We start from the raw sequence: 25,084 nt of genomic DNA on the forward strand, positions 1-25,084 counted from the left end.
GTATTAAGAGTTATTAAAGAAGAAGTCATTATGTTAAATGCATTAAAATATAAATTACCATTCACCAAATAGTATAAGTTATGAGTGAAGAACAAATAAAAAACTTAGAAGCCCAATTTGAAGAACGTATTGCGCGAGATGAAAAGATCGAGCCTAAAGATTGGATGCCAGAAAAGTATCGTAAAACGCATATTAGGCAAATGTCTCAGCATGCGCATTCTGAGATTATAGGGATGTTACCAGAAGGTAATTGGATTACTAGAGCGCCGTCTTTAAGACGAAAAGTGGCCTTGTTGGCTAAAGTGCAAGATGAAGCAGGACACGGTTTGTATTTATACAGTGCGTGTGAAACTTTAGGCGTTTCTCGAGATGAGCTTTATGAGCAGTTGCATACAGGCAAAGCTAAATATTCAAGTATTTTTAATTATCCAACCATTACATGGGCAGATATGGGAGCAATAGGATGGTTAGTAGATGGTGCAGCGATTATTAATCAAGTCCCTTTGTGTAGCACATCTTACGGCCCTTATGCTAGAGCGATGATTCGGGTGTGTAAAGAAGAAAGTTTTCACCAACGCCAAGGGTTTGAAATTATGATGAAACTAGCGCAAGGTTCACCAGAACAAAAAGAAATGGCTCAAGATGCCTTAAATCGCTGGTGGTGGCCATCGTTAATGATGTTAGGCCCAACAGATGCAGAATCAGTACATACAGCGCAATCTATGAAGTGGAAATTAAAACGGAAATCTAACGATGATTTGCGTCAACAGTTTATAGATCAAACAGTCCCACAAGCCGATTTAATCGGGTTAACAATTCCCGATCCCGATTTAAAATGGAATGAAGAACGGAAAAGTTATGACTTTGGTGAAATCGATTGGGATGAATTCTGGCAAGTTGTTAAAGGACATGGCCCCTGTAATAAAGAACGAATGAGTGCTAGAGTGGGTGCATGGGATCGTGGCGCATGGGTTCGAGATGCGGCTATGGCTTATTCTGAAAAACAACAGCAAAGAAAAGAAAAACATATTGTTTAAGTATTTGTTTGCCTAAGTGCAATCGAAAACTATATAAAGAAAAACGTTTAATTAATAAGATACCCACTCTGGTGGGCAATACTATGTCAACAAAAAAAAATTGGCCGCTTTGGGAAGTGTTTGTAAGAAGTAAAAATGGATTAGAGCACAGACACTTCGGAAGTCTTCATGCTGCAGATGCAGAAATGGCTTTGGAAAATGCACGTGATGTCTATACAAGACGAAATGAAGGTGTTAGTATCTGGGTTGTAGAATCTAAAAACATTACCGCATCAAATCCAAAACATAATGGTGAAATGTTTGAGCCAGCTCAAGATAAGGTCTATCGCCATCCAACATTTTACGATTTACCAGATGAGGTGAAATATATGTAAATTCTTGTAACAAACAGGAGCGCTATCAATTGAATCTAAAATAACTCTTTTGTGCTTTTTAGTAGAGAAGAGTGATGAGATTAATAAGTAATAAAAAAAGAGTTTAATACAATTCCTATATTGTACAGGAAAGAAATATGAAAAACGAAAATCTATATAAATATATTCTTGGTGTTGCAGACAATAGTTTGATTCTTGGACAAAGGTTAGGAGCCTTAACAGGGCATGGGCCAAGTTTAGAGACAGATATCGCTTGTACAAACATTTCATTAGATTTGTTTGGGCAAGTAAGAAGCTATTATCAATATGCAGCAAAAATAAAAGGAGGAGCAACTACAGAAGATGATATCGCCTTTTTACGTAAAGAAAGAGAATACTTGAATGTTTTACTTGTAGAACAACCAAATACAGATTTTGCCTATACTATAGGGCGCCAATTTTTATTTGATGTGTATCATTTGTTATTTTTAACAGAACTACAAAAAAGCCATGACGTAACGCTGTCTGCTATAGCCAAAAAATCAATAAAGGAAGTTAGTTATCATCAACGATTTTCTTCAGATTGGGTGAAACGTTTAGGCGATGGAACAGCAGAAAGTAAAATGAAAATGCAAGATGCAATCAATGCATTATGGACCTATACAGATGAATTGTTTCATCAAACAGAAGCAGATAAAGTGATGGTTAGCGAGAGTATAGGTGTAAATGTTACAACTCTTAAAGATAAATATTACGAAATAGTACAGGCTGTTTTAATAACAGCTACTCTGGATGTGCCAGAATCTAAATGGTTTCAAAAAGGAGGAAAAGAAGGAATTCATACAGAACATTTAGGGTATTTATTAAGTGATTTACAATACATGCAACGGACATACCCGAATATGGAATGGTAATTAAAATACCATAAAATAAGACTGATATTGACGACAATCGAACAAAATATAAACCCCAAACTCTTCTCTATATTGGAGAAAGTTTCAGATCCTGAAATTCCAGTATTATCTATTATGGAAATGGGAGTAGTACGTTCGGCTATCATAGAGAACACTATAGTAAAAGTGCAAATAACTCCCACATACAGTGGTTGTCCTGCAATGGATGTTATTGGCGATGATATAAAAAAAGCACTGAAAGATGCAGGATATGACTCTGAAGTGGAATTGATTCTAGCTCCAGCTTGGACTACCGATTGGATTACAAAAAAAGGCAGGAAAGCATTAGAAGATTATGGAATAGCAGCACCGCTCGAAGCAGAACATGATAAAGATGTGTTGCTAAATGGAAAACGCATCGTAAAATGCACAAATTGTGGATCAAAGAACACAAGGTTGGTAAGTCAGTTTGGTTCAACAGCATGTAAAGCACAATTTCAGTGCGATGATTGTCAAGAACCGTTTGATTATTTTAAATGTTTAAAATAATCAAACTCTCAAAAGAGAAGCTTTTTAAGTGAAAATGAATTTAATTAATAAATATCCTGTATTTGCAGGAACATAAGATGAGTAAAGGTAAATCATTTATGTTAGGACTTCGTACCACTATATATATGGTCGATAATATAGAAAAAGCTACAGAATGGTATTCTGAAGCTTTTTTTGTTAAACCCTATTTTAATGCCCCTTTTTATGTTGGTTTTAATGTTAAAGGTTACGAATTAGGATTGCAGCTAGAACAAAGAGATAATGTTACAAAAACAGAGAACGTCTTTTCCTATTGGGGCGTAGAAGATATACATAAAGCGTACCAGCACTTTATTAGTTTAGGAGCAACAGCACATGAGGAGCCTAATAACGTAGGAGGCGAGATAATGGTAGCAAGCCTATACGATCCTTGGAATAATATTATAGGATTAATTTATAATCCAGAGTTTAAAATAGAAGATTAAAAAATGAATTCAATAGAATTAAAAATAGAAAATAAAGTTGCATACGTTACTTTAAATAGACCTGAAGTATTTAATAGTTTTAACAGGGAAATGGCTCTAAGCTTACAAAATACTTTAGATGCTTGCGAAACAAATACAGAGGTTCGCGCAATTGTTTTAACAGGTAGTGGTAAAGCTTTTTGCGCAGGTCAAGATTTAAAAGAAGTAACAGACCCAGAATTAAATCCAGGGTTTAAAAAAATATTAGAAGAACACTATAACCCTATAATTACTAGAATTCGTTCTATAAAAAAACCAATAATAGCAGCAGTAAATGGTGTCGCTGCAGGAGCAGGTGCAAACATCGCTCTAGCTTGCGATGTTGTAGTTGCTCACGAAAAAGTAAGCTTTATACAGGCGTTTAGTTTAATCGGCTTAGTACCGGATAGTGCAGGAACATTCTTTTTACCAAGATTAATAGGATTCCAAAAAGCATTGGCATTGGCAATGTTAGGCGATAAAATATCAGCTCAAGAAGCAGAAAAAATGGGGATGATATATAAATATGTTGCTTTAGAAGATTTTGAAACTACTATAAATAAATTGGCTGTAAAAATGGCCAATATGCCAACCGCAGCATTAGGAAAGATTAAAGAATTATTTAATCAATCTATGACGAATAATTTAGAGGCACAATTGGCTTTAGAGTCTAAATTACAAATAGAAGCAGCACAAAGTAATGATTATGCTGAAGGTGTTGCCGCTTTTATTGAAAAAAGGAAACCAGAATTTAAAGGAAACTAAATTATGAACGTAGGAATAATAGGTTCGGGAACAATGGGAAGTGGAATTGCACAAGTAGCTGCAACTTCTGGGTGTAAAGTAAAATTATACGACACGAATCAAAACGCATTAGATAAAGCGAAAGCGGCTTTAGAAAAAATATTATCTAGACTTGTAGAAAAAGGAAGAATCGACGAAGGTGAAAAATTAAGAATACAAGAAAATATATCTTACGTAGATGATTTAAAAGATTTAGGAGATTCAAATTTAACCATAGAAGCTATTATTGAAAATCTTGAAATTAAGAAAACAGTATTTTCAAAATTAGAAAGTTATGTGGCAGACGATTGTATTATAGCCTCTAATACGTCTAGCTTATCTATCGCATCCATAGCTGCATCTCTAGAGAAACCAGAACGTTGTGTAGGAATTCACTTTTTTAATCCTGCACCATTAATGAAATTAGTAGAGGTTATACCAGCGATTCAAACATCTCAAGACGTATTAGCGCAATCTATACAAATAATTTCCGATTGGAAAAAGATAGTCGCTGTAGCTAAAGATACGCCAGGATTTATAGTCAATAGAGTGGCACGCCCGTTTTACGGAGAAGCATTACGAATTTATGAAGAAGGTATCGCAGATTTTTCTACTATAGATTATAGTTTAAAAACCTTAGGAGGCTTTCGCATGGGGCCATTTGAATTAATGGATTTTATAGGAAATGATGTTAATTATACAGTAACAGAAACTGTATTTACAGCTTTTTATTTCGATCCACGATATAAACCAGCATTTACTCAAAAGCGTTTTTCGGAGGCAGGATACTTAGGAAGAAAATCTGGAAAAGGTTATTACGATTATTCAGAAGGGGCGGTAAAACCTGAACCTACTAAAGATAACGAGTTGGCAAAACAAATTTTTAATCGGGTATTAGTGATGTTAATTAACGAAGCTGCTGATGCATTGTTCTTAAACATAGCGTCGGCAGAAGATATTGATAATGCAATGACAAAAGGCGTCAATTATCCGAAAGGATTACTCGCTTGGGCAGACGAAAAAGGAATAGGTTGGTGCGTAAGTACATTAGACGATATGTATAATGAGTATCATGAAGATAGATATCGTTGTAGTCCATTATTACGTAAAATGAATAGAGAAGGAAAAACCTTTTTTTTATAAGAAAAGAGAGGCGAGTAACATTACAAGATATAAAACTTCAAGAAAGATAATGAAAGGTGAAGAAATTCCATATAAAATGCTGTCTCAAGATGCCTATAGTACTTGGCTAGGAATAGAAATTTTAGAATGTGAAATAGGGCGTTGTAAACTAGGAATGACTATTCGTAGAGAAATGCTTAACAGTATGAATAAAGCCCATGGCGGTATTAGTTATTCGTTGGCAGACACTGCTTTTGGATTTGCAGCCAATACACATGGCAAATATGCGGTTTCTATTGAGACTAGTATCAATCATATCGAAGCATTAAATGAAGGAGATTATATCGTGGCAGAATCTGTAATAGAAAAAGTGAATAATAAACTAGGATTTAATATTATAGAAGTAAAAAGAGGAGAGGAATTAGTTGCTCTTTTTAAGGGAGTCGTTTATAGAACACAAAAAGAATGGGAATAATATAAATCATTATAATATTAACTATATAATGAAATTGAAGTAGAGGTTAAACCCATATTAGTTCATAAAGAATAGGAGCATATTGTTGCTCTAATAAATGAGAGAACAATAACAGTGGAATAAATAAAAAATAAATACATTTTGAAAGACGCATATATCATAGATGGAGTAAGAACTCCAATAGGAAATTACAAAGGAACATTGTCTGCTGTTAGAACAGACGATTTAGGGGCATTAGTAATTAAGGAAGTTGTAGAACGGAACTCTAGCATTCCAAAGGAAGCCTATGATGATGTGATTATGGGCTGTGCGAATCAGGCAGGAGAAGATAATCGTAACGTAGCAAGAATGTCGTCATTATTAGCGGGCTTGCCATTTACAGTACCTGGAGAAACGGTAAACCGTTTATGTAGTTCAGGATTGTCGGCCATTATTCATGCAAATCGTGCTATTAAAGCAGGAGATGGAGATCTGTTTATTGCTGGAGGAGTAGAGCATATGACTCGTGGTCCGTATGTTATGGCTAAGCCATCAACAGCTTTTGGAGGCGATTCTAAAATGTATGACTCTACTTTTGGATGGCGATTTATAAACCCTAAAATGCAAAAGCTTTATGGGACAGATGGTATGGGAATGACGGCAGAAAACTTAGTAGAGAAGTATAATATTTCTAGAGAAGATCAAGATAAATTTGCTTACTGGAGTCAGATGAAAGCTTCTAAAGCACAAGAAAATGGGCGTTTAGCAAAAGAAATTATTACTGTTGAAATTCCACAACGTAAAAAAGACCCAATCCAATTTTCAAAAGATGAATTTGTAAAATCAAATACCTCATTAGAAATATTAGGAAAATTAAGAGCTGCCTTCAAAAAAGAAGGCGGGAGTGTAACCGCAGGAAATGCTTCAGGATTAAATGATGGTGCTGCTGCAACGATTATCGCTTCAGAAGCAGCTGTAAAAAAATATAATCTAAAACCCTTGGCTAGAATAGTAAGTTCTGCCGTGGTTGGTGTTGAACCAAGAATAATGGGGATAGGACCAGTTCAAGCTTCAAATAAAGCTTTAGAAAAAGCAGGATTAACAATGGAAGACATAGATGTTATAGAGTTAAACGAAGCATTCGCAGCTCAAGCTTTAGCCTGTACAAGAGCGTGGGGATTAGCAGACGATGATCCAAGATTAAATCCTAATGGAGGGGCAATAGCGATAGGACATCCATTAGGCGTAACAGGAGCAAGAATTGCTTACTCCGCAGCTTTAGAGTTGCAAGAACAAAATAAAAAATATGCATTGGTTACAATGTGTATTGGTGTTGGACAAGGGTATGCTGCAATTATAGAAAATGTAACCGTATAATAAGATCATTTTAAATGGTTAATAAAATAGAGGTGTTGTTATATTTTTACAGAAGCAACCAAGACTAGAGCTTAATTAAATTGTATCTAGAAGTAATAACATAGATTTCCACTATGGTGGAAACGATAAATAAATTTATCGATGAAAAAAATACAACATTACGTCCAAGGACAATGGACAGAAGGAAAAGAAGAAGGGACTCCGATATTAGATGCGATTACTGGAGATGCATTCACAAGCGTAGCTACAGAAGGTCTAGACATTCCTGAAATTTTAAACTACGGAAGAACAAAAGGAGGAGAAGTACTTCGTAAAATGACCTTTCAAGAGCGTGGGAATATGCTTAAAAAATTAGCATTATACTTAACAAAACGTAAAAATGATTTTTATGAATTAAGTTATAGAACAGGTGCTACAAAAATAGATAGCTGGATAGATATCGAAGGAGGGTTTGGCAACTTATTCGCTAATGCTTCTCTAAGAAAATTATTTCCAAATCAACCATATCATGTAGAAGGTGATCCCATAGATTTATCTAGAGGCGGGCGCTTTATGGCACATCATATCATGGTGCCTAAAAAAGGAGTTGCAGTACATATTAATGCCTTTAACTTTCCTGTTTGGGGAATGTTAGAAAAATGTGCGGTTAACTGGATGGCTGGTGTGCCAGCAGTAGTATTGCCTGCACCATCATCATCCTATTTAGCAGAGGCTGTTGCAAGAACAATTATAGCTTCGGGGATTTTACCAGAAGGGGCATTGCAAATTATTAACGGTACTGTGCGTAATATTTTAGATACAGTAGAATCTCAAGATGTGGTAACCTTCACAGGATCTGCTGCAACGGGGCGTTTGTTAAAAGCACACCCTAGACTCATACAAGAAGCGGTGCCATTTACAATGGAAGCCGATTCATTAAATGCTTCTATTCTTGGGGAAGATGCTGTACCTGGAACACCTGAATTTAACTTGTTTATAAAAGAGGTACGTAAAGAAATGACAGTAAAAGCTGGGCAGAAATGTACAGCAATTAGACGTATTATTGTGCCTGAGAACCGTGTAGAAGACGTGCAAATAGCTTTAGGGAAAGCATTAGATAAAGTAACTATAGGAGATCCAAGATTAAAAGAAGTGAGAATGGGAGCGCTTATTAGTAAACAGCAAGTAGAAGCAGTAAGAAACTCTGTAACCGATTTATCGAAAGAAGCAGAAATTGTTTATGGAAGCCTTGATAGCATTAAAACTATTGGAGCCGATGCTAATAAAGGAGCATTTATAAGTCCAATATTGCTAAGGGCAGACCATCCCTTTGAAAATACAAGTATTCATGAACGTGAAGCTTTTGGTCCTGTGAGTACTATAATGCCATATAAAAGCTTAGACGAAGCGATTACTTTAGCGCAAATGGGAAAAGGATCGCTAGTGTCTTCAATAGCAACAAACAACGACAAAATAGCTAAAGATTATGTGGTTAATGCTGCGAGTCACCATGGCCGTATTTTGGTTATTAATCGTGATATGGCTAAAGAAAGTACAGGTCACGGTTCTCCATTACCAAGTTTAGTGCACGGTGGTCCAGGAAGAGCTGGTGGAGGCGAAGAAATGGGAGGCATGCGTGGTATTAAACATTATTTGCAACGTACCGCCATTCAAGGTTCTCCAACGACATTAACGGAGATAACGGGAATATATCAGCCAAAAGCAATGTATAAAGCATCTCCAAAGCATCCTTTTGCATACCATTGGGAAGATATCCAACCAGGAATGTCTTTAAAGACCCATAATCGAACAATTACAGATACAGATATTGTTAATTTTGGGAATATTACATGGGATCATTTTTATGCGCATACAGATATAACTAGCTTAGACGGGAGTATTTTTGAAAAACGAACAGCACACGGGTATTTTATTATTTCGATGGCAGCAGGATTATTTGTGTATCCAAATAAAGGCCCTGTAGCTGCAAATTATGGCCTAGAAGAAATTAGGTTTTTACGCCCTATTTACCATAATGATACCTTATATGTGCGTTTAACATGTAAGCAAAAAGTAGATAGAGATAGTAGAGGGCAAGAACATCCTAGTGGAATTGTAAAATGGTATGTAGAAATTTTTGATGCAAATGTAGATGCTGCCAATGCTGTTTTACCAGATGGCGCCGAAAAAGAAGATCCATTAGTATGTGTTGCTACCATCTTAACAATGGTAGAAAAGAAACAAGAGGTATTTACAGAAATGACTTCAGAGAGTATAAAAGCGTGTTTAGCTAAACTTGAAGAAGACAGTAAACCTAAATGGGGAATTATGACAGCGCAACATATGTTAGAGCATTTAGAATATACGTATAAAATAGCTGGCGGTGAAATACAAGATTTTGAAATTGCTACACCCGAAAAAATAGTAGAAAAAGTACACGACAGTTTGTATGATTTTGAAGCGTTTCCACAGAATTCCAAATTCCCATTATTAGAGAAAGATAGTTTGGCCCCTTTAGTACATCCAGATTTACAAACGGCAAAAGATAAATTTATTGCACAACGATTTAAATATCTCGCTTTTTTTAAAGATAATCCAAATGCCGTTTTAAAGAATTTGGTTTTTGGAGAGTTGAATAAATACGAATCGTATTTGTTAGAACGCAAACACTTGAATCATCACTTCAAGCAATTTAATTTGCTTTAGACTAAACTTAAAATTATAAAAGAACTCATGTAATAATATGTGAGTTGTAAAAAAATAAACCTTAAAATAGAGTTCCATTTTAGTGGAACCGTTAAAACGATGAGTGAACCATACGTTAAAATTGACATAGAAAACGAAGTAGGATATATAGAATTTTTTCATCCTGCACATAATTCTCTGCCTGGAGATGTATTAGCAAAATTAGCGCAAACAATAATAGAAGCAGGCCAAAACGATGCTATTAAAGTGATTGTTTTAAAAAGTGGAAAAGACAGAACTTTTTGTGCTGGAGCAAGCTTTAAAGAGCTAATAAATATAGATGATGCGGCCAAAGGCAAAATATTCTTCTCGGGGTTTGCAAACGTTATTAATGCCATGCGTAAATGTCCAAAGTTTATTATTGGACGTATTCAAGGAAAAACTGTAGGCGGCGGCGTTGGCTTAGCTGCTGCTACCGATTACTGTATGGCATCAAAATATGCTGCCATCAAGCTTAGTGAATTAAATATTGGTATAGGGCCATTTGTTGTAGGACCAGCCATAGAACGTAAAATGGGGGTAAGCGCGATGTCTCAAATAGCTATAGATGCGAATTCATTTTACCCAGCAGAGTGGGCAATGCAAAAAGGTTTATTTACAAAAGTTTTTGAAACCAATGAAGCGTTAGATGAAGCTGTAAGAGCAACAGCAGAGCATTTATGTACATACAATACAGAAGCAATGTTAGAAATGAAAAAAGTATTCTGGAAAGGCACAGACGACTGGGATGCCTTATTGGCAGAACGCGCACAAACGAGCGGGAGATTGGTGCTGTCTGAGTTTACTAAGGAAAAATTAAAAGGCTTTAAATAGTAATGAATAATAAAATGTTGAGGTTGAGTTATTCTATCAGCTTCAACATTTTATACATACTTATAAAATTATGATCTATTCATTTAAAGGATATATTCCAGTAGTTCACGAAAGTAGTTTCGTGCATCCATTGGCAGCCGTAACAGGTAATGTTATTATTGGAAAGAATTGTTACATTGGTCCCGGTGCTGCCATTCGTGGTGATTGGGGGCAAATTATTTTAGAAGATGGCGTTAACGTACAGGAAAATTGTACTGTACATATGTTTCCTGGGAAATCTATAACACTTAAGGAAAGTGCACATATAGGCCACGGAGCAATTATTCATGGAGCGAATATTGGTCGTAACGTATTAGTGGGGATGAATACCGTTATTATGGATGATGCCGAGATTGGTGATGAAAGTATTGTTGGAGCTATGGCTTTTGTAAAAGCTGAAGCAAAAATTCCTAATAGAAGTTTAGTCGTTGGGAATCCCGCAAAAATAATTAAACAGGTTAGCGATGAGATGATTGCATGGAAAACAAAAGGAACACAATTATACCAACAATTACCTGCCGATTGTCATGAAACATTAAAAGCAGTAGCACCTTTACGTGAAGTGCCTAAAGATTTACCTACTCAAGAGGAAGCTTATAAAACCTTGAGAGATACGTTTAAAAAATAAAATCAATGATTAATAATACTAGCGATATCAATTTCGTTAGTTTCTTTACTTGTTGATAATGTTATTAGGCTTTGTACATTTCCTAAATATGGTAAAAGCGTTAATTTCGAAATAATAAAAGTTTCATAAGCTTCAATATCTTCAACAACGAGTTTTAGTAAATAGTCATAATTACCACTAACCCTATGACATTCTATAACTTCAGGGAAGCTGTTAATTTCTGTTACAAATTTTTCAAGGTAACTTCTGGTGTGTCCTTGTAATGTAATGCCAATAAAAACAGTTTGCTTTAAGCCTATCTTTTTATGATTTAATAAGGCAACATATTTTTTTATATATCCCTGTTTTTCTAATTTTTTAATACGTTCAAAAATAGGAGTGGTAGACATTCCTAGTTCATTAGCAATGCTTTTTGTTGTCCTATTGCTATTTTGTTGAAGCAAAAACAAAATTTTAGCATCTATTTTATCTAATATACCTTGCATAAGAAAAATGTTATGTATTAGAATGCTAATATAAAACATAAAAGAATTTACACCTATTTAAATGTTTATTTGCGGAATATTATTCTGTATTGGTTAAAAATCAAAGATTTTAACGGTTGTATTTTGATAAATAAACTAATTTTAATTCTTTGAATTAAATAGATTAGACTTGAAAGATTTTGAATTAAAAATGCCCAAAATGGGTGAAAGTATAACAGAAGGAACCATAATCAATTGGTTAGTTAATGAAGGTGAACGTTTTGAAGAAGGTGATATTTTATTAGAAGTCGCAACAGATAAGGTCGATAATGAAGTGCCAGCTCCAGCATCAGGAACTTTAGTTAAAACGTTTTTTAATGCTAAAGCTGTCGTTGCAGTAGGAACCGTGATTGCATTATTAGAAGTTTCAGAAGCAACAGGAACAAAAGCTAATGAGGGATCAAAAACTACTGAAGTTAAAAAGGAAAAAGCTAAAGCTCCAAAACAACCCAAACCAGTTCAGGCAACTGCTAGTTCTAGTTCAGCTTCGTTTTCAGTCGCAAATACAAATACATTCTTTTCCCCTTTAATTTTAAAAATAGCTAAAGAGCATCACATTAGTTTTGAGGAATTAGCACGTATTCCTTCTACAGGAACAGAAGGACGATTAAGAAAGAGTGATGTCTTTCAATATATAGAAGAAGGCAGACCATATAAATTTGCACAACCACTAACACCACAAGATCCAACAGCTTACCGTATTCCACAATTAAATTTCGATAAAGGCAAAGGTAAGATTGTAGAAATGGATAGAATGCGACAAATGATTGCCGATCATATGGTGTATTCCAAGCACACATCACCACACGTAACGGCTTATGTAGAAGCCGATTTAACGAATATGGTAAATTGGAGAAATGCTAATAAAAAAGCCTTTCAGGAAAAGTATGGAGAACGTTTAACGTTTACACCTCTATTTGTAGAAGCAGTAGCCAAAGCAATAAAAGACTTTCCTAATATAAACGCCTCGGTAGCGGGGACAAACATTATTGTAAAAGAAGCTATTAATATTGGTATGGCAACAGCGCTACCTAGTGGAAACTTAATTGTTCCAGTAGTAAAAAATGCAGATACTAAAAATTTAGAAGCACTCGCAAGTAATGTGAATGAACTGGCAGGAAAAGCGCGTGAAAATAAACTGGCTGGAGACGATATAAAAGGAAGCACATTCACAATATCTAATGTAGGGACTTTTGGTAGTGTTATGGGAACACCAATCATTAACCAACCAGAAGTAGCGATTCTAGCATTGGGAATTATAAAAAAACGCGCAGAAGTTATAGAAACCGAAAATGGAGACGAAATAGCGATACGTAGTATGATGTACTTATCATTGTCTTTCGACCATAGAGTTGTCGATGGGTTCTTAGGAGGCTCCTTTGTACGTCGAGTAGCCGATTATTTTGAGCAATTCGATGCAGATAGAGAAATTTAATATTAATGAATAAAACGAACGTCACTTCGAGTGCTTTGTGAGAAGTGAAGCAGTCTCATTGCGAAGGCATTAAAAGCTTTCGATACAAAATTGTTAAAAAAGTAATTTCATTCGAATAGACGAAAAAAATAAAACGATGGCACATAACATTAACATTACTAAAGTAACAGAATCTAAAGTAGGCACTTTAGACTTTAATAATATACCACTAGGAACAACATTTACAGACCACATGTTTATTTGTGATTTTGAAGATGGAACGTGGACAAACCCCAGAATAGAACCTTTAGAATTAATCCCTACGCATCCAGCAGCAATGGCTTTACATTATGGGCAAGCTGTTTTTGAAGGGATGAAAGCAACTGTAGATACAGAAGGAAATCCAATGTTATTTCGTGCCGATAAAAATGCAGCACGATTAAACTTTAGTGCAGACCGTATGGGAATGCCAGATTTCCCTAAAGAATTATTTATAGAAGGGTTAAAACAATTGGTAGATATAGAGCGCAATTGGATTCCGCCAACAGATGGAAGTGCATTATATTTAAGACCCTTTATGTATGCCGATGAGCCATTTATTGGCATGCGTGCCGCAACACATTATAAGTTTATAATAATGGCCTCTCCAGCAGGACCATTTTTTAGTAAACGTATAAAGTTATGGGCAGAAAAAAAATATATAAGAGCAGCCAATGGCGGAACAGGAGAAGCAAAAGCAGCTGGGAATTATGCTGCGGCAATACGCCCTACAGAATTAGCTAAAGCAAAAGGATACGATCAAGTATTGTGGTTGGATGCAGTAGAACATAAGTACATACAAGAAGTAGGAACCATGAATATTTTCTTTAAAATAGGAGGGAAAATGATAACACCTAAACGCGATGGTTCTATTTTAGATGGTATAACAAGACTAAGCGTTATTGCTATTTTAAAAGATAAAGGATACGACGTTGTTGAGCGACTAATAACTATTGATGAAATCAAAGAAGCGTCTCAAAACGGAACATTAGAAGAAGCCTTTGGAACAGGTACTGCCGTTGGTATTGCCTATATACAGGAAATAGGTGTCGCAGATGAGGTTATTCACGTATCTAGTGCAAGCCCTGTTGGTAATGCGGTCAATTCGACTTTAGATGCAATAAAAACAGGGAAGATTGAAGATAAGTTCAATTGGATGATTAAAGTAGAAAATGAAATGGTATAGAAATCTCGTGGCGTTACTCCCTAAAAAAGGGAGTCAGGCTTTCGGCAGTCGCTCTCTACGAGGAGCTCCAACAAAGCCTCAATCCTTAACGCAAAATAGAATGCAGAGATCAAATGGCTATTCGGCCTACCATAATAAGAATAAGTTTTAATTAATAGACTCCCAATTTTGTAGGGAAATGAATATGAAGAAAGATATATTAGAAAAAGGATTTTTAAAGCTTTGTACAGCAAAAGCAATGGCAGAGTTATATGAAGCTAACTTTAAACAAGTATCAAAATATGTGCATGCGACCTCAAGAGGACACGAAGCTATACAAATAGCATTAGGGCTACAATTATTGCCTCAGGATTACGCCTTCCCATATTATAGAGACGATGCCATGTTGTTATCCTTTGGTTTAGAACCATACGATGTAATGTTGCAATTATTAGCTAAAAAAGAAGACCCGTTTTCTGGAGGAAGAACCTATTATTCACACCCGAGTTTAAAAGACGATGACAAACCAAAAATACCGCACCAATCTTCGGCTACAGGAATGCAAGCTATACCCGCAACAGGTGTGGCTATGGGGATGCAGTATAAGGAATTACAAGGTTTAAATGATAAAGAGATTAAGGAGTTACCATTAGTGGTTTGTTCTTTGGGCGATGCTTCTGTAACCGAAGGGGAAATAGCCGAAGCTTTCCAAATGGCGGCCTTAAAACAAATGCCAATTTTATATCTAGTGCAAGATAATGGATGGGATATTTCTGCCAATGCAGCAGAAACAAGAGCTCAAAATGCATGCGAATATGCACAAGGGTTTAACGGTCTGGAGGCTATATCTATAGATGGAGCTAATTTTACAGAAAGTTATGAAGCTGTAACGAAAGTTATAGACACAATACGTAAAGAGCGACGCCCATTTTTGATACACGCTAAAGTCCCGTTATTAAACCACCATACTTCAGGTGTAAGAATGGAGTGGTATCGAGACGATTTAGAAGAAGCAAGATCAAGAGACCCTTATCCTGTTTTAAAACAACAATTACTGGATGCCGGTTTTTCCGAAGCAGAAATTAATAGTATTGAAGATGCCGCAAAAACTAAGGTGCAATCCGATTTCGAGAAGGCTTTAAAAGCCCAAGACCCGACTCCTGAAGATTTGTTTACCAACGATTTTGCGCCAACTCCAATTACCGAAGAGAAAGGAGAGCGTTCTCCTAAAGGAGCAGATAAAGTAGTAATGGTAGATTGTGCCTTATTTGCAGTTGAGGAATTAATGAAAAAGCATCAAGAATGTTTAGTGTATGGGCAAGATGTAGGAGGACGCCTAGGAGGTGTTTTTAGGGAAGCAGCCACCTTAGCTCAAAAGTTTGGGGACGATCGTGTTTTTAATACGCCTATTCAAGAGGCATTTATTGTTGGATCTACAGTAGGGATGAGTGCTGTAGGCTTAAAACCAATTGTAGAAGTGCAATTTGCCGATTATATTTGGCCAGGGCTTAATCAATTATTTACAGAGGTAAGTAGAAGCTGTTACTTATCAAATGGAAAATGGCCCGTAAGTATGATTCTTAGGGTACCTATAGGCGCCTATGGCAGTGGAGGACCATACCATTCCTCTTCAGTAGAAAGTGTGATTACTAATATTAGAGGGATTAAAATAGCATATCCAAGCAATGGCGCCGATTTAAAAGGGCTGATGAAGGCTGCATATTATGACCCAAACCCAGTGGTTATTTTAGAGCACAAAGGATTGTATTGGAGTAAAGTGCCTGGCACCCAAGGAGCAACTTCTGTAGAACCTAGTGCAGATTATGTATTGCCGTTTGGAAAAGCATGGGTGTTACAAGAAATTTGGAAACAAGAAAATCAAGAAACTTTGACGATTGTTACTTATGGAATGGGGGTACACTGGGCAATGAATGCTTCAGAAGCATTGGGAATGAAAGAACAAATAGAAGTTATAGATTTACGTACGCTATATCCTTTAGATGAAGATACGGTAATGGCATCTGTACAAAAAACAGGGAAGTGTTTGGTTGTCACAGAAGAACCCTCAAACAATAGCTTTGCAAGAGCATTATCTGGTAAAATTCAAGAAGAATGTTTTAAATATTTAGACGCGCCAGTCATGACAATTGGTAGTGAAAATATGCCTGCCATCCCATTAAATTCAACATTAGAGCAAACCATGATCCCTTCAACAGAAAAGGTGAAAAACAAAATAAATGAACTACTCGATTATTAAAAATAAAGTAGGTATAGGGACGGTTTTATTGTTTTTAACGATCTGCGTTGGTTGTAATCAATCGGTAAAAAAAGAGACAGGACTTAAAAAGAATGAGGTTTTGGTTCTAGGAACAATACATAGTGCACATTATACCGATAGTGTTTATAATATTTCGTATTTAACAAAGGTGATAAAAAAGATTAATCCAGATTATATCCTGGCTGAAATTCCGCCAGATAGAATGGCAAAGGCTATGGAAGGATTTAAACGAGACGATAGTATCTCTGAGCCTCGTGTAATGCGTTTTCCTGAGTACGTAGATGTTGTATTCCCCTTAAGTAAAACGATGGATTTTAAAATTATCCCTACAGCAGGTTGGACGCGTTCAATGGCGTTAGAGCGACGCGATAAATTAAGAGCTATAGCGAAAGATTCAACACGATTAAAGGAGTGGAAGGCGTATCAAGAAGCTAACAAACGTTCGGATTCTATTTACGAAGCAACAGGGAAAGTTAACGATCCTTATTTTATTCATACTAATACTTATGATAGTATTCAAGAGATTAGTTTGCAGACTTATAACCATTTGTTTAATACGGAGCTAGGACTTGGTGGATGGGAGAATATTAATATAGCACATTATTGGAAAATAGAAAAAGCTTTAGAAAAGCATCGTTACGAAGGCAAGCGTTTCTTGATTATATATGGTGCTGGGCATAAAGGATGGTTTTTAAGAGAATTGCGTAAACGCGAGGATATTAAACTTCTTGATATGAAGCCATTCCTATAAGTTTAAAGTTGTTGTAAAACAAATTTTAAAGACAGGGAAATACGAAAAAAATAGAATAATTGTACCGACTTTTTGTATCTTACTACTGTGAATGCAGTGTATGTCGCTAAAGAACGTTTTGGGATTTAGTGGTTGCCTCAAGAAGTATGTGTGCTATCATTTAAATTTTTATATTAAACAATATCCCTGTTTTTATTGTCCTATTATCTAACGATAGTAGGTGTTTTAATGTTATGAAAAACAACAAAACTGAAATGGATGTCCAAAGGCTAAAATTAATTAAAACGGTTGGGTTTTTAGTTTCTGTTTTTTCAAGTTTTATAATTTTTTGTAATGGTATGGGCGTTTTAATTTGGTTGGCCACGGATATGGCTGGTTTAAAAAAAATGCATAAATCTCAGGCTGCAGACTTTATCACGTTTTTGTTTGGTCATTATATAGAAGTATGCCTAATCATGTTAATCTTTGGAGGGGTTTATTTAATTGGAGGGGTCTTTATTGCAAAGCAACAACTTTGGGCAAGTAAATTAGTGTCTTTTTTATCAGGCGTTTTAATTGTAATTATATGGAGCGTTATGATAATGGAATCTATTTTTCTTAGTAAACAAGAAGGCGTAGGAGTCTTTGGTGTTTTTGCTATTATAAATGCCTTTTTTTGGTCTACTCCGCTAGTCATATTAATTAGGTTTTTAAATAAACAAAAGGTACAGTTGTATTTTAGATAATGCTTGGATATAAATGTTACATTAACATTATTAACTCGATTTTTTCAGGACATAAAATTAAATTGAACAGTGAATTATAAATAATGAGACGTTATTTAAAGGGATGAGAGCATTTGGTGAAAGCTAACTATAGTAAGTGGGTTTTGTTGAATTTTATTACCAGTCCATAGGAACCTATCAAATAGGTAAAGTGTTGTTTTTTGCTGAGTTTAACTCAGTATATTTAGTTGTTTTTAGATGAAAAATTAACGATTTATTGGGGTTATGTTTACGAGTGTGTAGGCTATAGATATAAAAGCAAAGGCATTAAGGAATACAACCTTAATGCCTTTTTTTATTGATTTCGAGTATCCTTGGAACTCGCTATTAAAGAGTAATTCTATAAAATAGAATCTACTGGATGGTCTAATTTCGTTAAAAGTCTTTTTTTACAATAAAGAATATGAGATCTGTTTTAACTTAAAAGCGTAAAGGCGCCAATATCTGTAACTCCTTCATTTAAGATGTCGGGATCAATACCAATAGTACATATTTCTGCATTAGATTTAAATTGTTGCGCTAGCTCATATTGACCTTGCTCTAGAGCTGCTTTGCTGCCGTTAAAGCTATTGGAGTTAGATAGCCATCTATAACTACATAAATTATATGTCTTTAACGTATTTATAGCAGCGCCACAGCCATAAGCACCTACTTTAAAGTTTGTCTCAAGAGCACCAGAGTCTTCAAATCCTTTTTGAATTCCTTTAAAATACGGAACAATATTACTTTCAATTTGTGCGTCAGTAACATTTAGGTCTATCGCAAAATAAATAGCGGAACCAAAAGGTTGGTTTATAGTTTCGGTTGCGTATTTATAGGCACTAATAGCATTGTTGTAGCCGTTACTTTGATTAAAACTGTCTATATTATTACCATCTTCAAAAACAACACCTATTTGCATTCCTGCACTAGAGATCGCTCGTGCTTCGGCATTTGTGATTACTTTCCAGTTTACCGATGTTGCATAGTACCTAAAAATGATTTGTATGCCGTTAGAAGCTATGCATTGTACGTGATTTGATGTGTTTGTTGATGTGTCTATTATTTTCATATTTGGAATTTGTATTGTTGTGTTTTTTAAGTTATGTTTTTTGTCTTATTAATGTTTGTAATTCATTAGCGTTGGAATGGGAAAGTTAGAGTAAAAGCTTAAAGTTACTATCCGTAGAACTACGTGTTTTTTTAGATATTTAAAAAGGGAGTACTGTTTTGTATAATCAAGGATTGTTTAAAAAAAAACAGGTAGATCCTTCTGCTATTTAGGGCGGAACTTCTTCTTATTTTTACAGTCTGTGTTGTATATTTACATAACTTAATTTAACAATATAAACTATGGAAAATATAGATGCAGCGCGCTTGCAAATGGCATTCACACTTATTTTTCATATTATATTTGCTTGTATTGGTATGGTTATGCCTTTTTTTATGATTGTGTCTCATAAAAAATGGTTAAACACCAGAAACCCTATTTATCTTACGTTAACGAAATCTTGGCAAAAAGGAGTTGCTATTTTCTTTGTTGTAGGGGCGGTTTCGGGGACGGCTTTGTCTTTTGAGTTGGGTTTGTTGTGGCCTGAATTTATGAAACATGCTGGACCTATAATAGGGATGCCATTTTCTTTAGAAGGCGCTGCTTTCTTTGTAGAGGCTATAGCTCTTGGCTTTTATCTTTATGGTTGGGATAGGCTTTCAGAAAAGTTCCATTGGTTTACAGGAGTTGTAGTTGGAGTGGCTGGAGTTTCTTCTGGTATTTTGGTTGTATCTGCTAATGGATGGATGAATGCACCTTCCGGTTTTGATTATATTAATGGTGCATTTTTAAATATAGACCCTATACAGGCGTTGTTGAACCCTGCATGGTTTACACAGGCTTTGCATATGACGTTGGCTGCATTTACAGCAACAGGTTTTGCTGTCGCAGGAATACATGCCTATCAAGTATATAAGAGAAGGCAGCCAGAGTTGCATAAGAAAGCTTTTAAAATCGCAATTACTTTTGGAGCTATCGCTGCTATTTTACAGCCTTTAAGTGGGGATTTGTCTGCTAAAGACATTGCAGAACGCCAACCAGTTAAATTAGCAGCAATGGAAGCGCATTATGAAACAAAAAAAGGAGCGCCTTTATACATTGGAGGAATCGTGAATCAAGAAAAACAAGAAGTAAAGTATAAAATTGAAATCCCTAATGCTTTATCTTTTTTAGCTTTTGGCGATTTTAATGCAGAAGTAAAAGGCCTTAATGATTTTCCAGAAGACGAACGCCCAAATGTCGCTATAGTGCATTATGCGTTTCAAATTATGGTTGGTATAGGAACGGTATTGTTAGGCGTTGGAATCTTGTTTTTTATTAGTTTAAAGAAACGAAACTGGTGGAATGATAAGCGCTATTGGTTGTTGTTTAGTCTGTTGGCTCCTATGGGGTTTGTAGCCTTAGAAGCAGGTTGGGTTGTAACGGAAGTTGGGAGGCAGCCTTGGATAATTCATAAAATTATGAGAACCAAAGATGCTGTAACACCTATGCCAGGTATGATTTATAGTTTTTATATGTATGTTGTAGTTTACAGTATATTAGCTGTTGCCGTAACTTGGTTAATGATTAGGCAAATAAAGGCTTTGAATAATTCTAAATTTTAAACGATATGTTATATGTAGTTCTCTTTTTTTTAGCGGTTTCAATATTGTTATATGTGGTATTGGCTGGAGCAGATTTTGGAGCGGGAATAGTGGAGTTATTTTCATCTAAGAAAAATCAAGAAAAAACTAAGAAAACAATATATCGGGTAATGGGACCTGTTTGGGAAGCTAATCATATTTGGATTATTATAACAATGGTTATTCTTTGGGTCGGATTTCCGAAATTTTACAATATCCTTGTGGTGTATCTGCACATTCCGCTAACCTTGATTTTATTAGGAATAACATTAAGAGGTGTGGCTTTTGTATTTAGGCATTATGATGCGTACAAGGATAAGTCACAGATTTTATACGACTGGATGTTTAGAATTTCTAGTTTGTTTACGCCTATTTTTTTAGGAATGACCTTTGGAGCGATAGTGTCTGGAAAGATGATTATTACAGAGACATATGAGGACTTTAGTTTTATGGAATTGTATGTAGAACCTTGGTTAAATATGTTTTCTATTTTAGTAGGTTGTTTTTTTGCTGGCTTATGTGCCTTTTTATCTTCGGTACTATTAATAGGAGAAGCAAGAGCATTTAAAAACAATATGTATTTAAAGAAATCTAAAATCGCCACTTTAATTATAGTATTATTAGGGTTTGTTATTTTATGTTATGGGTTTTTTACTCATGTTTTATTTGTTATTGACTTTATTGAAAACATTTATGCTATGAGTTTAGTCTTGCTTTCAGGGCTGTTAATAATACCTTTATTATCTAGTATACGAAAGGCTAAGCAGATTTCTAGTCGTATTTATGCAGGAATACAAGTTGTTCTGATATTGCTTGCAGCATTAATTACGCATTACCCAAACCTTATAATCACTACTGAAGAGCAGATTAGTATTTTAGATGGATTAGCGTCTGAAACGACAATAAATGTATTGGGGATTTCGCTTATTATTGGAGGGGCGTTAATCCTTCCAGGAGTTTTTCATCTTTTAAAATCTTTTAAGATGATTAAGATTTTAGAACAATAGAAGTTCTGTTGTTTAAAAATAAAAAAAGCAACTTATAAAGTTGCTTTTTTTATTTTTTATTGCTTCACTTCAGGAGGGTATTGCTCCATTATTTTGGCAACAAATTCATTTATTCTGGCTTCCTTTTTTTCTATGCTGTTGGAAGACGTTAAATAACCAGAACCTTTACCTTGCCATACTAATTCTTTTTTCTTAGCGTCGATAAGGTCTATATATAAACTTCCTTCAGTAGAGGTGCTTACTGTGCTATTCGAGTAGTATGGACTCCATCCCCACCCATAACCATAAGGGCCAAAGCCATTATTGTATATGTTTATGTTTTCGCGAGATTTTGTGAAAATACTAACCAAGAGATCTGGCGTTTCAGACTTAGTGAAACCTTTGGCTAGCATTTGGGTTTCGATAGCACGAAGTATTCTGCGTTTGTCTAAATCACTAATCTTCGCTTTATCGACGCCTGTCTTGTAAAAAGCAAAGGTTTTATATGTCTTAAAGTTGATGTCCTTGTCATAATCTGAAACTACGCGAACAGAAGTACAAGAACTTACTATTAAGAGTAGAACCAAAAGCGATAATGTTTTTAATGATTTTTTCATAGATAAAAGCTTTTTTGTTTGCCTATTTGGGAAACCTAATTAATACTTATAATGTGTTTATAATGGCATCATCAACATTATTAGGGAGTGTTACTTTTAGGTTGGGTTCTACTTCCATTGCTCTCTTTATAGCAAAGAGGGCACCTTCATTTCTAGCCCAACTTCGTCTGGAAATGCCATTGTTAACATCCCAGAATAACATTGATTTTAAACGTTTTGATGCTTCTTTACTACCATCAAGAACCATACCAAAACCTCCATTTATCACTTCTCCCCAGCCTACGCCTCCGCCATTGTGAATGCTTACCCAGGTGGCGCCTCTAAAGCTATCTCCAATAACGTTTTGTATTGCCATGTCTGCCGTAAATCGAGAACCATCATAAATATTTGAGGTTTCACGATAAGGCGAATCTGTTCCTGAAACGTCATGGTGGTCACGCCCTAAAATAACAGTATCGATCTCTCCTTTGGCTATAGCCTGATTAAAGGCTTCTGCTATTTTTGCACGGCCTTCTGCATCTGCATATAGAATTCTTGCTTGCGACCCTACAACTAATTTGTTTTCTTGTGCTCCTTTTATCCATTGAATATTATCGGCCATTTGCTGTTGAATTTCCTTAGGAGAATCCTTCATAATACCTTCTAACACAGCACAAGCAATAGCATCTGTTTTTGCGAGATCATTGGGGTTACCTGAGGCACAAACCCAACGAAATGGTCCAAAGCCATAATCAAAGCACATAGGCCCCATAATATCTTGAACATAACTAGGATACTTAAAATCTATTCCATTGTCTGCCATAATATCTGCATCAGCTCTTGATGCCTCTAATAAAAAGGCGTTGCCATAATCAAAAAAATAAGTGCCTTTAGCTGTGTGTTTGTTTATGGCGTCTGTATGGCGACGTAAGGTTGCTTGCACTTTGGTTTTAAATAATTCTGGATTGTTGGCCATCATATCATTAGCTTCTTCAAAAGATAGATCGACAGGGTAGTAACCTCCAGCCCAAGGGTTATGTAGAGAGGTTTGATCACTTCCTAAGTCAATATGAATATTTTCGGAGTCAAATTTTTCCCAGACCTCGACAATATTACCTAGATAAGCAATAGAAATAACTTCTTTAGCTTCTTTAGCTTTTTTTACCCGTGCAACTAGCGCATCTAAATCTTCTATTTTCTCATTAATCCAACCTTGATCTAGCCTTACTTGTGTTATTTTGGGATTAACCTCGGCGCAAACGGTAATACAACCAGCAATATTTCCTGCTTTAGGTTGAGCTCCAGACATTCCTCCTAAACCAGAAGTTACGAAAAGGTGACCTTTTGGCGATTTTCCAATTTTTCTAAACCCATTTAAAACTGTAATTGTTGTGCCATGTACAATGCCTTGTGGCCCTATGTACATATAGCTCCCTGCTGTCATTTGTCCATATTGAGTAACGCCTAAGGCATTAAATTTCTCCCAGTCGTCTGGTTTGGAGTAGTTAGGAATCATCATACCATTGGTTACTACAACTCTTGGAGCATCTTTGTGCGATGGAAATAACCCCATAGGGTGCCCAGAATACATCACAAGTGTTTGCTCGTCATTCATCTCTGCCAAATATTTCATTGTTAGCCTATATTGCGCCCAATTTGAGAATACGCCACCATTACCTCCATAGGTGATTAGTTCATGAGGGTGTTGTGCTACGGCATAATCTAAATTATTTTGTATCATTAACATTATCGCTGCAGCTTGCCTTGACTTTGCAGGGTATTCATTTATAGGTCTTGCGTACATTTTGTAATCGGGACGTAAGCGATACATGTAAATACGACCATAGGAGTCTAGCTCTTCCTTAAACTCTTTGAGTAATGCTTCGTGTTGATCTTTATTAAAATAGCGTAGTGCATTTCTTAAGGCCAGTTTTTTTTCGTCCTTTGAAAGGATGGATTTACGCTTTGGAGCATGATTTATTGTGAAATCATAGGGTTTTACCGCTGGTAAGGTAGAAGGTATTCCTTCTAGAATTTGTTCTTTAAATGACATTGTTTTGTGATTTGAATTAATAATTAGTTTTATTAAAGACTAATTGTTAACTATGGGTAACGAATATCTATATGGTGGTAAATAATCGGGATTCATATTTTTTTATTCTAAACTGAGTATTTAATTTTTTAACGTTGTTTGTTTGTCTTTTTGTTATATCCATAAGGGCAATGTCTACAACCACTTTCACAGCAATATCCTCTTTTTAAATGATACTGTTCTGTAAAACATTTATAACCTTCAGGTGTTAAATAGTAATCTCCATCTTCTATTGGAACAAGCTTTTTCATATGTTACAAATATAATGCAAATTGAAATGACTTTTTAATGCTATTAGTCGGTAAAGGTTAAAGTTTTCGTGTGTATGTGTTTAACCATTTACTAGTTTTAATAATATTTAATAGGTTACATATTAGTATGTTTATGTTTTATGCCAACATATAAGCATAGGTGCCTAATTATTTTAGGATAGTGGAAAGGAGTGTTTTTATTTTTGTTGTTTAAGGCATTTGTTTTTTTGAAGTAAGACTATTGAATGTAATTTAAAGAAGCTCGTGTTTATATATGCGTATCTGTTTTATAGCATTTATGTAAGGGGGTAAGAGATA

General features: G+C 35.4%; 25 protein-coding genes. 20 read left to right on the forward strand and 5 right to left on the reverse strand.

The window, feature by feature from the left end; all coding sequences use genetic code 11:
• Positions 1-80: 80 nt before the first annotated feature.
• From paaA to AC2D8I_RS12485, 12 genes are all read left to right on the forward strand, one after another.
• Positions 81-1,037, forward strand: coding sequence for a 1,2-phenylacetyl-CoA epoxidase subunit PaaA (gene paaA, locus AC2D8I_RS12430; RefSeq protein WP_484706341.1), 957 nt, complete (start codon positions 81-83; stop codon positions 1,035-1,037).
• Between the two features lie 83 nt (positions 1,038-1,120).
• Positions 1,121-1,411 carry a 1,2-phenylacetyl-CoA epoxidase subunit PaaB gene (gene paaB, locus AC2D8I_RS12435; RefSeq protein WP_484706342.1) on the forward strand — a complete coding sequence of 97 codons (291 nt, stop codon included), beginning with the start codon at positions 1,121-1,123 and terminating at the stop codon, positions 1,409-1,411.
• Between the two features lie 137 nt (positions 1,412-1,548).
• Complete coding sequence (gene paaC / locus AC2D8I_RS12440) at positions 1,549-2,304, forward strand: 1,2-phenylacetyl-CoA epoxidase subunit PaaC (RefSeq protein WP_484706343.1); 756 nt, start codon at positions 1,549-1,551, stop codon at positions 2,302-2,304.
• A gap of 27 nt (positions 2,305-2,331) precedes the next feature.
• On the forward strand, positions 2,332-2,832 hold the full coding sequence (gene paaD / locus AC2D8I_RS12445) for a 1,2-phenylacetyl-CoA epoxidase subunit PaaD (RefSeq protein ID WP_484706344.1): 501 nt from the start codon (positions 2,332-2,334) through the stop codon (positions 2,830-2,832).
• 77 nt (positions 2,833-2,909) lie between these two features.
• Positions 2,910-3,296: a VOC family protein gene (locus AC2D8I_RS12450; protein ID WP_484706345.1), complete on the forward strand. Its 387-nt coding sequence runs from the start codon at positions 2,910-2,912 to the stop codon at positions 3,294-3,296.
• Between the two features lie 3 nt (positions 3,297-3,299).
• Entirely contained in the window at positions 3,300-4,079 is a 780-nt protein-coding gene (locus AC2D8I_RS12455) for an enoyl-CoA hydratase-related protein (protein ID WP_484706346.1), read from the forward strand.
• A 3-nt stretch (positions 4,080-4,082) separates the two neighbouring features.
• Positions 4,083-5,240, forward strand: coding sequence for a 3-hydroxyacyl-CoA dehydrogenase NAD-binding domain-containing protein (locus AC2D8I_RS12460; protein WP_484706347.1), 1,158 nt, complete (start codon positions 4,083-4,085; stop codon positions 5,238-5,240).
• 49 nt (positions 5,241-5,289) lie between these two features.
• Complete coding sequence (locus AC2D8I_RS12465; RefSeq protein ID WP_484706348.1) at positions 5,290-5,694, forward strand: PaaI family thioesterase; 405 nt, start codon at positions 5,290-5,292, stop codon at positions 5,692-5,694.
• A gap of 141 nt (positions 5,695-5,835) precedes the next feature.
• Complete coding sequence (gene pcaF / locus AC2D8I_RS12470; RefSeq protein WP_484706349.1) at positions 5,836-7,050, forward strand: 3-oxoadipyl-CoA thiolase; 1,215 nt, start codon at positions 5,836-5,838, stop codon at positions 7,048-7,050.
• Positions 7,051-7,191: 141 nt separating this feature from the next.
• Positions 7,192-9,735 (forward strand): phenylacetic acid degradation bifunctional protein PaaZ, encoded by a 2,544-nt coding sequence (gene paaZ / locus AC2D8I_RS12475; RefSeq protein ID WP_484706350.1) that lies wholly within the window; start codon positions 7,192-7,194, stop codon positions 9,733-9,735.
• A gap of 99 nt (positions 9,736-9,834) precedes the next feature.
• Complete coding sequence (locus tag AC2D8I_RS12480) at positions 9,835-10,587, forward strand: enoyl-CoA hydratase/isomerase family protein (RefSeq protein ID WP_484706351.1); 753 nt, start codon at positions 9,835-9,837, stop codon at positions 10,585-10,587.
• Between the two features lie 70 nt (positions 10,588-10,657).
• Positions 10,658-11,254 (forward strand): acyltransferase, encoded by a 597-nt coding sequence (locus AC2D8I_RS12485; protein WP_484706352.1) that lies wholly within the window; start codon positions 10,658-10,660, stop codon positions 11,252-11,254.
• 2 nt (positions 11,255-11,256) lie between these two features.
• Here the strand turns inward: AC2D8I_RS12485 and AC2D8I_RS12490 are convergent, their stop codons facing one another.
• A complete protein-coding gene (locus AC2D8I_RS12490) occupies positions 11,257-11,739 on the reverse strand; it encodes an Lrp/AsnC family transcriptional regulator (RefSeq protein ID WP_484706353.1) in 483 nt (160 codons plus the stop codon).
• Positions 11,740-11,938: 199 nt separating this feature from the next.
• On the opposite strand from AC2D8I_RS12490, the gene AC2D8I_RS12495 reads away from it, so the two are divergent.
• The 6 genes from AC2D8I_RS12495 (at position 11,939) to AC2D8I_RS12520 (ending at position 18,150) form a co-directional block, all read left to right on the forward strand.
• A complete protein-coding gene (locus tag AC2D8I_RS12495; protein WP_484706354.1) occupies positions 11,939-13,213 on the forward strand; it encodes a dihydrolipoamide acetyltransferase family protein in 1,275 nt (424 codons plus the stop codon).
• Positions 13,214-13,349: 136 nt separating this feature from the next.
• Positions 13,350-14,417, forward strand: coding sequence for a branched-chain amino acid aminotransferase (locus AC2D8I_RS12500; RefSeq protein ID WP_484706355.1), 1,068 nt, complete (start codon positions 13,350-13,352; stop codon positions 14,415-14,417).
• A complete protein-coding gene (locus AC2D8I_RS12505; protein WP_484706356.1) occupies positions 14,404-14,568 on the forward strand; it encodes a hypothetical protein in 165 nt (54 codons plus the stop codon). The genes AC2D8I_RS12500 and AC2D8I_RS12505 overlap by 14 nt, the downstream gene beginning before the upstream one ends.
• Before the next feature lie 27 nt (positions 14,569-14,595).
• Complete coding sequence (locus tag AC2D8I_RS12510; RefSeq protein ID WP_484706357.1) at positions 14,596-16,653, forward strand: alpha-ketoacid dehydrogenase subunit alpha/beta; 2,058 nt, start codon at positions 14,596-14,598, stop codon at positions 16,651-16,653.
• Positions 16,634-17,425, forward strand: coding sequence for a DUF5694 domain-containing protein (locus AC2D8I_RS12515; RefSeq protein ID WP_484706358.1), 792 nt, complete (start codon positions 16,634-16,636; stop codon positions 17,423-17,425). Before AC2D8I_RS12510 ends, AC2D8I_RS12515 begins: the two co-directional genes overlap by 20 nt.
• A 233-nt stretch (positions 17,426-17,658) precedes the next feature.
• Entirely contained in the window at positions 17,659-18,150 is a 492-nt protein-coding gene (locus AC2D8I_RS12520) for a hypothetical protein (protein WP_484706359.1), read from the forward strand.
• 454 nt (positions 18,151-18,604) lie between these two features.
• Here AC2D8I_RS12520 and AC2D8I_RS12525 read toward each other — a convergent pair whose 3' ends face one another.
• Positions 18,605-19,240, reverse strand: a complete 636-nt coding sequence (locus AC2D8I_RS12525; RefSeq protein WP_484706360.1) for a DUF1906 domain-containing protein — start codon at positions 19,238-19,240, stop codon at positions 18,605-18,607.
• Between the two features lie 281 nt (positions 19,241-19,521).
• On the opposite strand from AC2D8I_RS12525, the gene AC2D8I_RS12530 reads away from it, so the two are divergent.
• Both AC2D8I_RS12530 and AC2D8I_RS12535 read left to right on the forward strand, forming a co-directional pair.
• A complete protein-coding gene (locus AC2D8I_RS12530) occupies positions 19,522-20,823 on the forward strand; it encodes a cytochrome ubiquinol oxidase subunit I (protein ID WP_484706361.1) in 1,302 nt (433 codons plus the stop codon).
• Between the two features lie 5 nt (positions 20,824-20,828).
• A complete protein-coding gene (locus tag AC2D8I_RS12535; protein WP_484706362.1) occupies positions 20,829-21,848 on the forward strand; it encodes a cytochrome d ubiquinol oxidase subunit II in 1,020 nt (339 codons plus the stop codon).
• 56 nt (positions 21,849-21,904) lie between these two features.
• Here AC2D8I_RS12535 and AC2D8I_RS12540 read toward each other — a convergent pair whose 3' ends face one another.
• The 3 genes from AC2D8I_RS12540 to AC2D8I_RS12550 all read right to left on the reverse strand — a co-directional run bounded on the left by AC2D8I_RS12540 (position 21,905) and on the right by AC2D8I_RS12550 (position 24,766).
• The gene (locus AC2D8I_RS12540) at positions 21,905-22,444 is read right to left on the reverse strand and encodes a DUF4136 domain-containing protein (RefSeq protein ID WP_484706363.1); all 540 of its coding nucleotides are present in this window, start codon (positions 22,442-22,444) and stop codon (positions 21,905-21,907) included.
• A 46-nt stretch (positions 22,445-22,490) separates the two neighbouring features.
• Positions 22,491-24,476, reverse strand: coding sequence for a urocanate hydratase (locus AC2D8I_RS12545; protein ID WP_484706364.1), 1,986 nt, complete (start codon positions 24,474-24,476; stop codon positions 22,491-22,493).
• Between the two features lie 128 nt (positions 24,477-24,604).
• The gene (locus tag AC2D8I_RS12550; protein ID WP_484706365.1) at positions 24,605-24,766 is read right to left on the reverse strand and encodes a C1orf53 family protein; all 162 of its coding nucleotides are present in this window, start codon (positions 24,764-24,766) and stop codon (positions 24,605-24,607) included.
• Positions 24,767-25,084 lie beyond the last annotated feature (318 nt).

This window comes from Lacinutrix sp. YIN62 (assembly GCF_057219185.1).

Coding starts and splice junctions, on each gene's coding strand:
- paaA (WP_484706341.1), top strand. CDS start 81: ATGAGTGAAGAACAAATAAAAAACTTAGAAGCCCAATTTGAAGAACGT.
- paaC (WP_484706343.1), top strand. CDS start 1,549: ATGAAAAACGAAAATCTATATAAATATATTCTTGGTGTTGCAGACAAT.
- AC2D8I_RS12550 (WP_484706365.1), bottom strand. CDS start 24,766: ATGAAAAAGCTTGTTCCAATAGAAGATGGAGATTACTATTTAACACCT.
- paaZ (WP_484706350.1), top strand. CDS start 7,192: ATGAAAAAAATACAACATTACGTCCAAGGACAATGGACAGAAGGAAAA.
- AC2D8I_RS12465 (WP_484706348.1), top strand. CDS start 5,290: ATGAAAGGTGAAGAAATTCCATATAAAATGCTGTCTCAAGATGCCTAT.
- AC2D8I_RS12495 (WP_484706354.1), top strand. CDS start 11,939: ATGGGTGAAAGTATAACAGAAGGAACCATAATCAATTGGTTAGTTAAT.
- AC2D8I_RS12500 (WP_484706355.1), top strand. CDS start 13,350: ATGGCACATAACATTAACATTACTAAAGTAACAGAATCTAAAGTAGGC.
- AC2D8I_RS12510 (WP_484706357.1), top strand. CDS start 14,596: ATGAATATGAAGAAAGATATATTAGAAAAAGGATTTTTAAAGCTTTGT.
- paaB (WP_484706342.1), top strand. CDS start 1,121: ATGTCAACAAAAAAAAATTGGCCGCTTTGGGAAGTGTTTGTAAGAAGT.
- AC2D8I_RS12535 (WP_484706362.1), top strand. CDS start 20,829: ATGTTATATGTAGTTCTCTTTTTTTTAGCGGTTTCAATATTGTTATAT.
- AC2D8I_RS12515 (WP_484706358.1), top strand. CDS start 16,634: ATGAACTACTCGATTATTAAAAATAAAGTAGGTATAGGGACGGTTTTA.
- AC2D8I_RS12505 (WP_484706356.1), top strand. CDS start 14,404: ATGAAATGGTATAGAAATCTCGTGGCGTTACTCCCTAAAAAAGGGAGT.
- AC2D8I_RS12450 (WP_484706345.1), top strand. CDS start 2,910: ATGAGTAAAGGTAAATCATTTATGTTAGGACTTCGTACCACTATATAT.
- AC2D8I_RS12455 (WP_484706346.1), top strand. CDS start 3,300: ATGAATTCAATAGAATTAAAAATAGAAAATAAAGTTGCATACGTTACT.
- AC2D8I_RS12480 (WP_484706351.1), top strand. CDS start 9,835: ATGAGTGAACCATACGTTAAAATTGACATAGAAAACGAAGTAGGATAT.
- AC2D8I_RS12485 (WP_484706352.1), top strand. CDS start 10,658: ATGATCTATTCATTTAAAGGATATATTCCAGTAGTTCACGAAAGTAGT.
- AC2D8I_RS12490 (WP_484706353.1), bottom strand. CDS start 11,739: ATGCAAGGTATATTAGATAAAATAGATGCTAAAATTTTGTTTTTGCTT.
- AC2D8I_RS12460 (WP_484706347.1), top strand. CDS start 4,083: ATGAACGTAGGAATAATAGGTTCGGGAACAATGGGAAGTGGAATTGCA.
- AC2D8I_RS12530 (WP_484706361.1), top strand. CDS start 19,522: ATGGAAAATATAGATGCAGCGCGCTTGCAAATGGCATTCACACTTATT.
- AC2D8I_RS12545 (WP_484706364.1), bottom strand. CDS start 24,476: ATGTCATTTAAAGAACAAATTCTAGAAGGAATACCTTCTACCTTACCA.
- AC2D8I_RS12520 (WP_484706359.1), top strand. CDS start 17,659: ATGAAAAACAACAAAACTGAAATGGATGTCCAAAGGCTAAAATTAATT.
- AC2D8I_RS12525 (WP_484706360.1), bottom strand. CDS start 19,240: ATGAAAATAATAGACACATCAACAAACACATCAAATCACGTACAATGC.
- AC2D8I_RS12540 (WP_484706363.1), bottom strand. CDS start 22,444: ATGAAAAAATCATTAAAAACATTATCGCTTTTGGTTCTACTCTTAATA.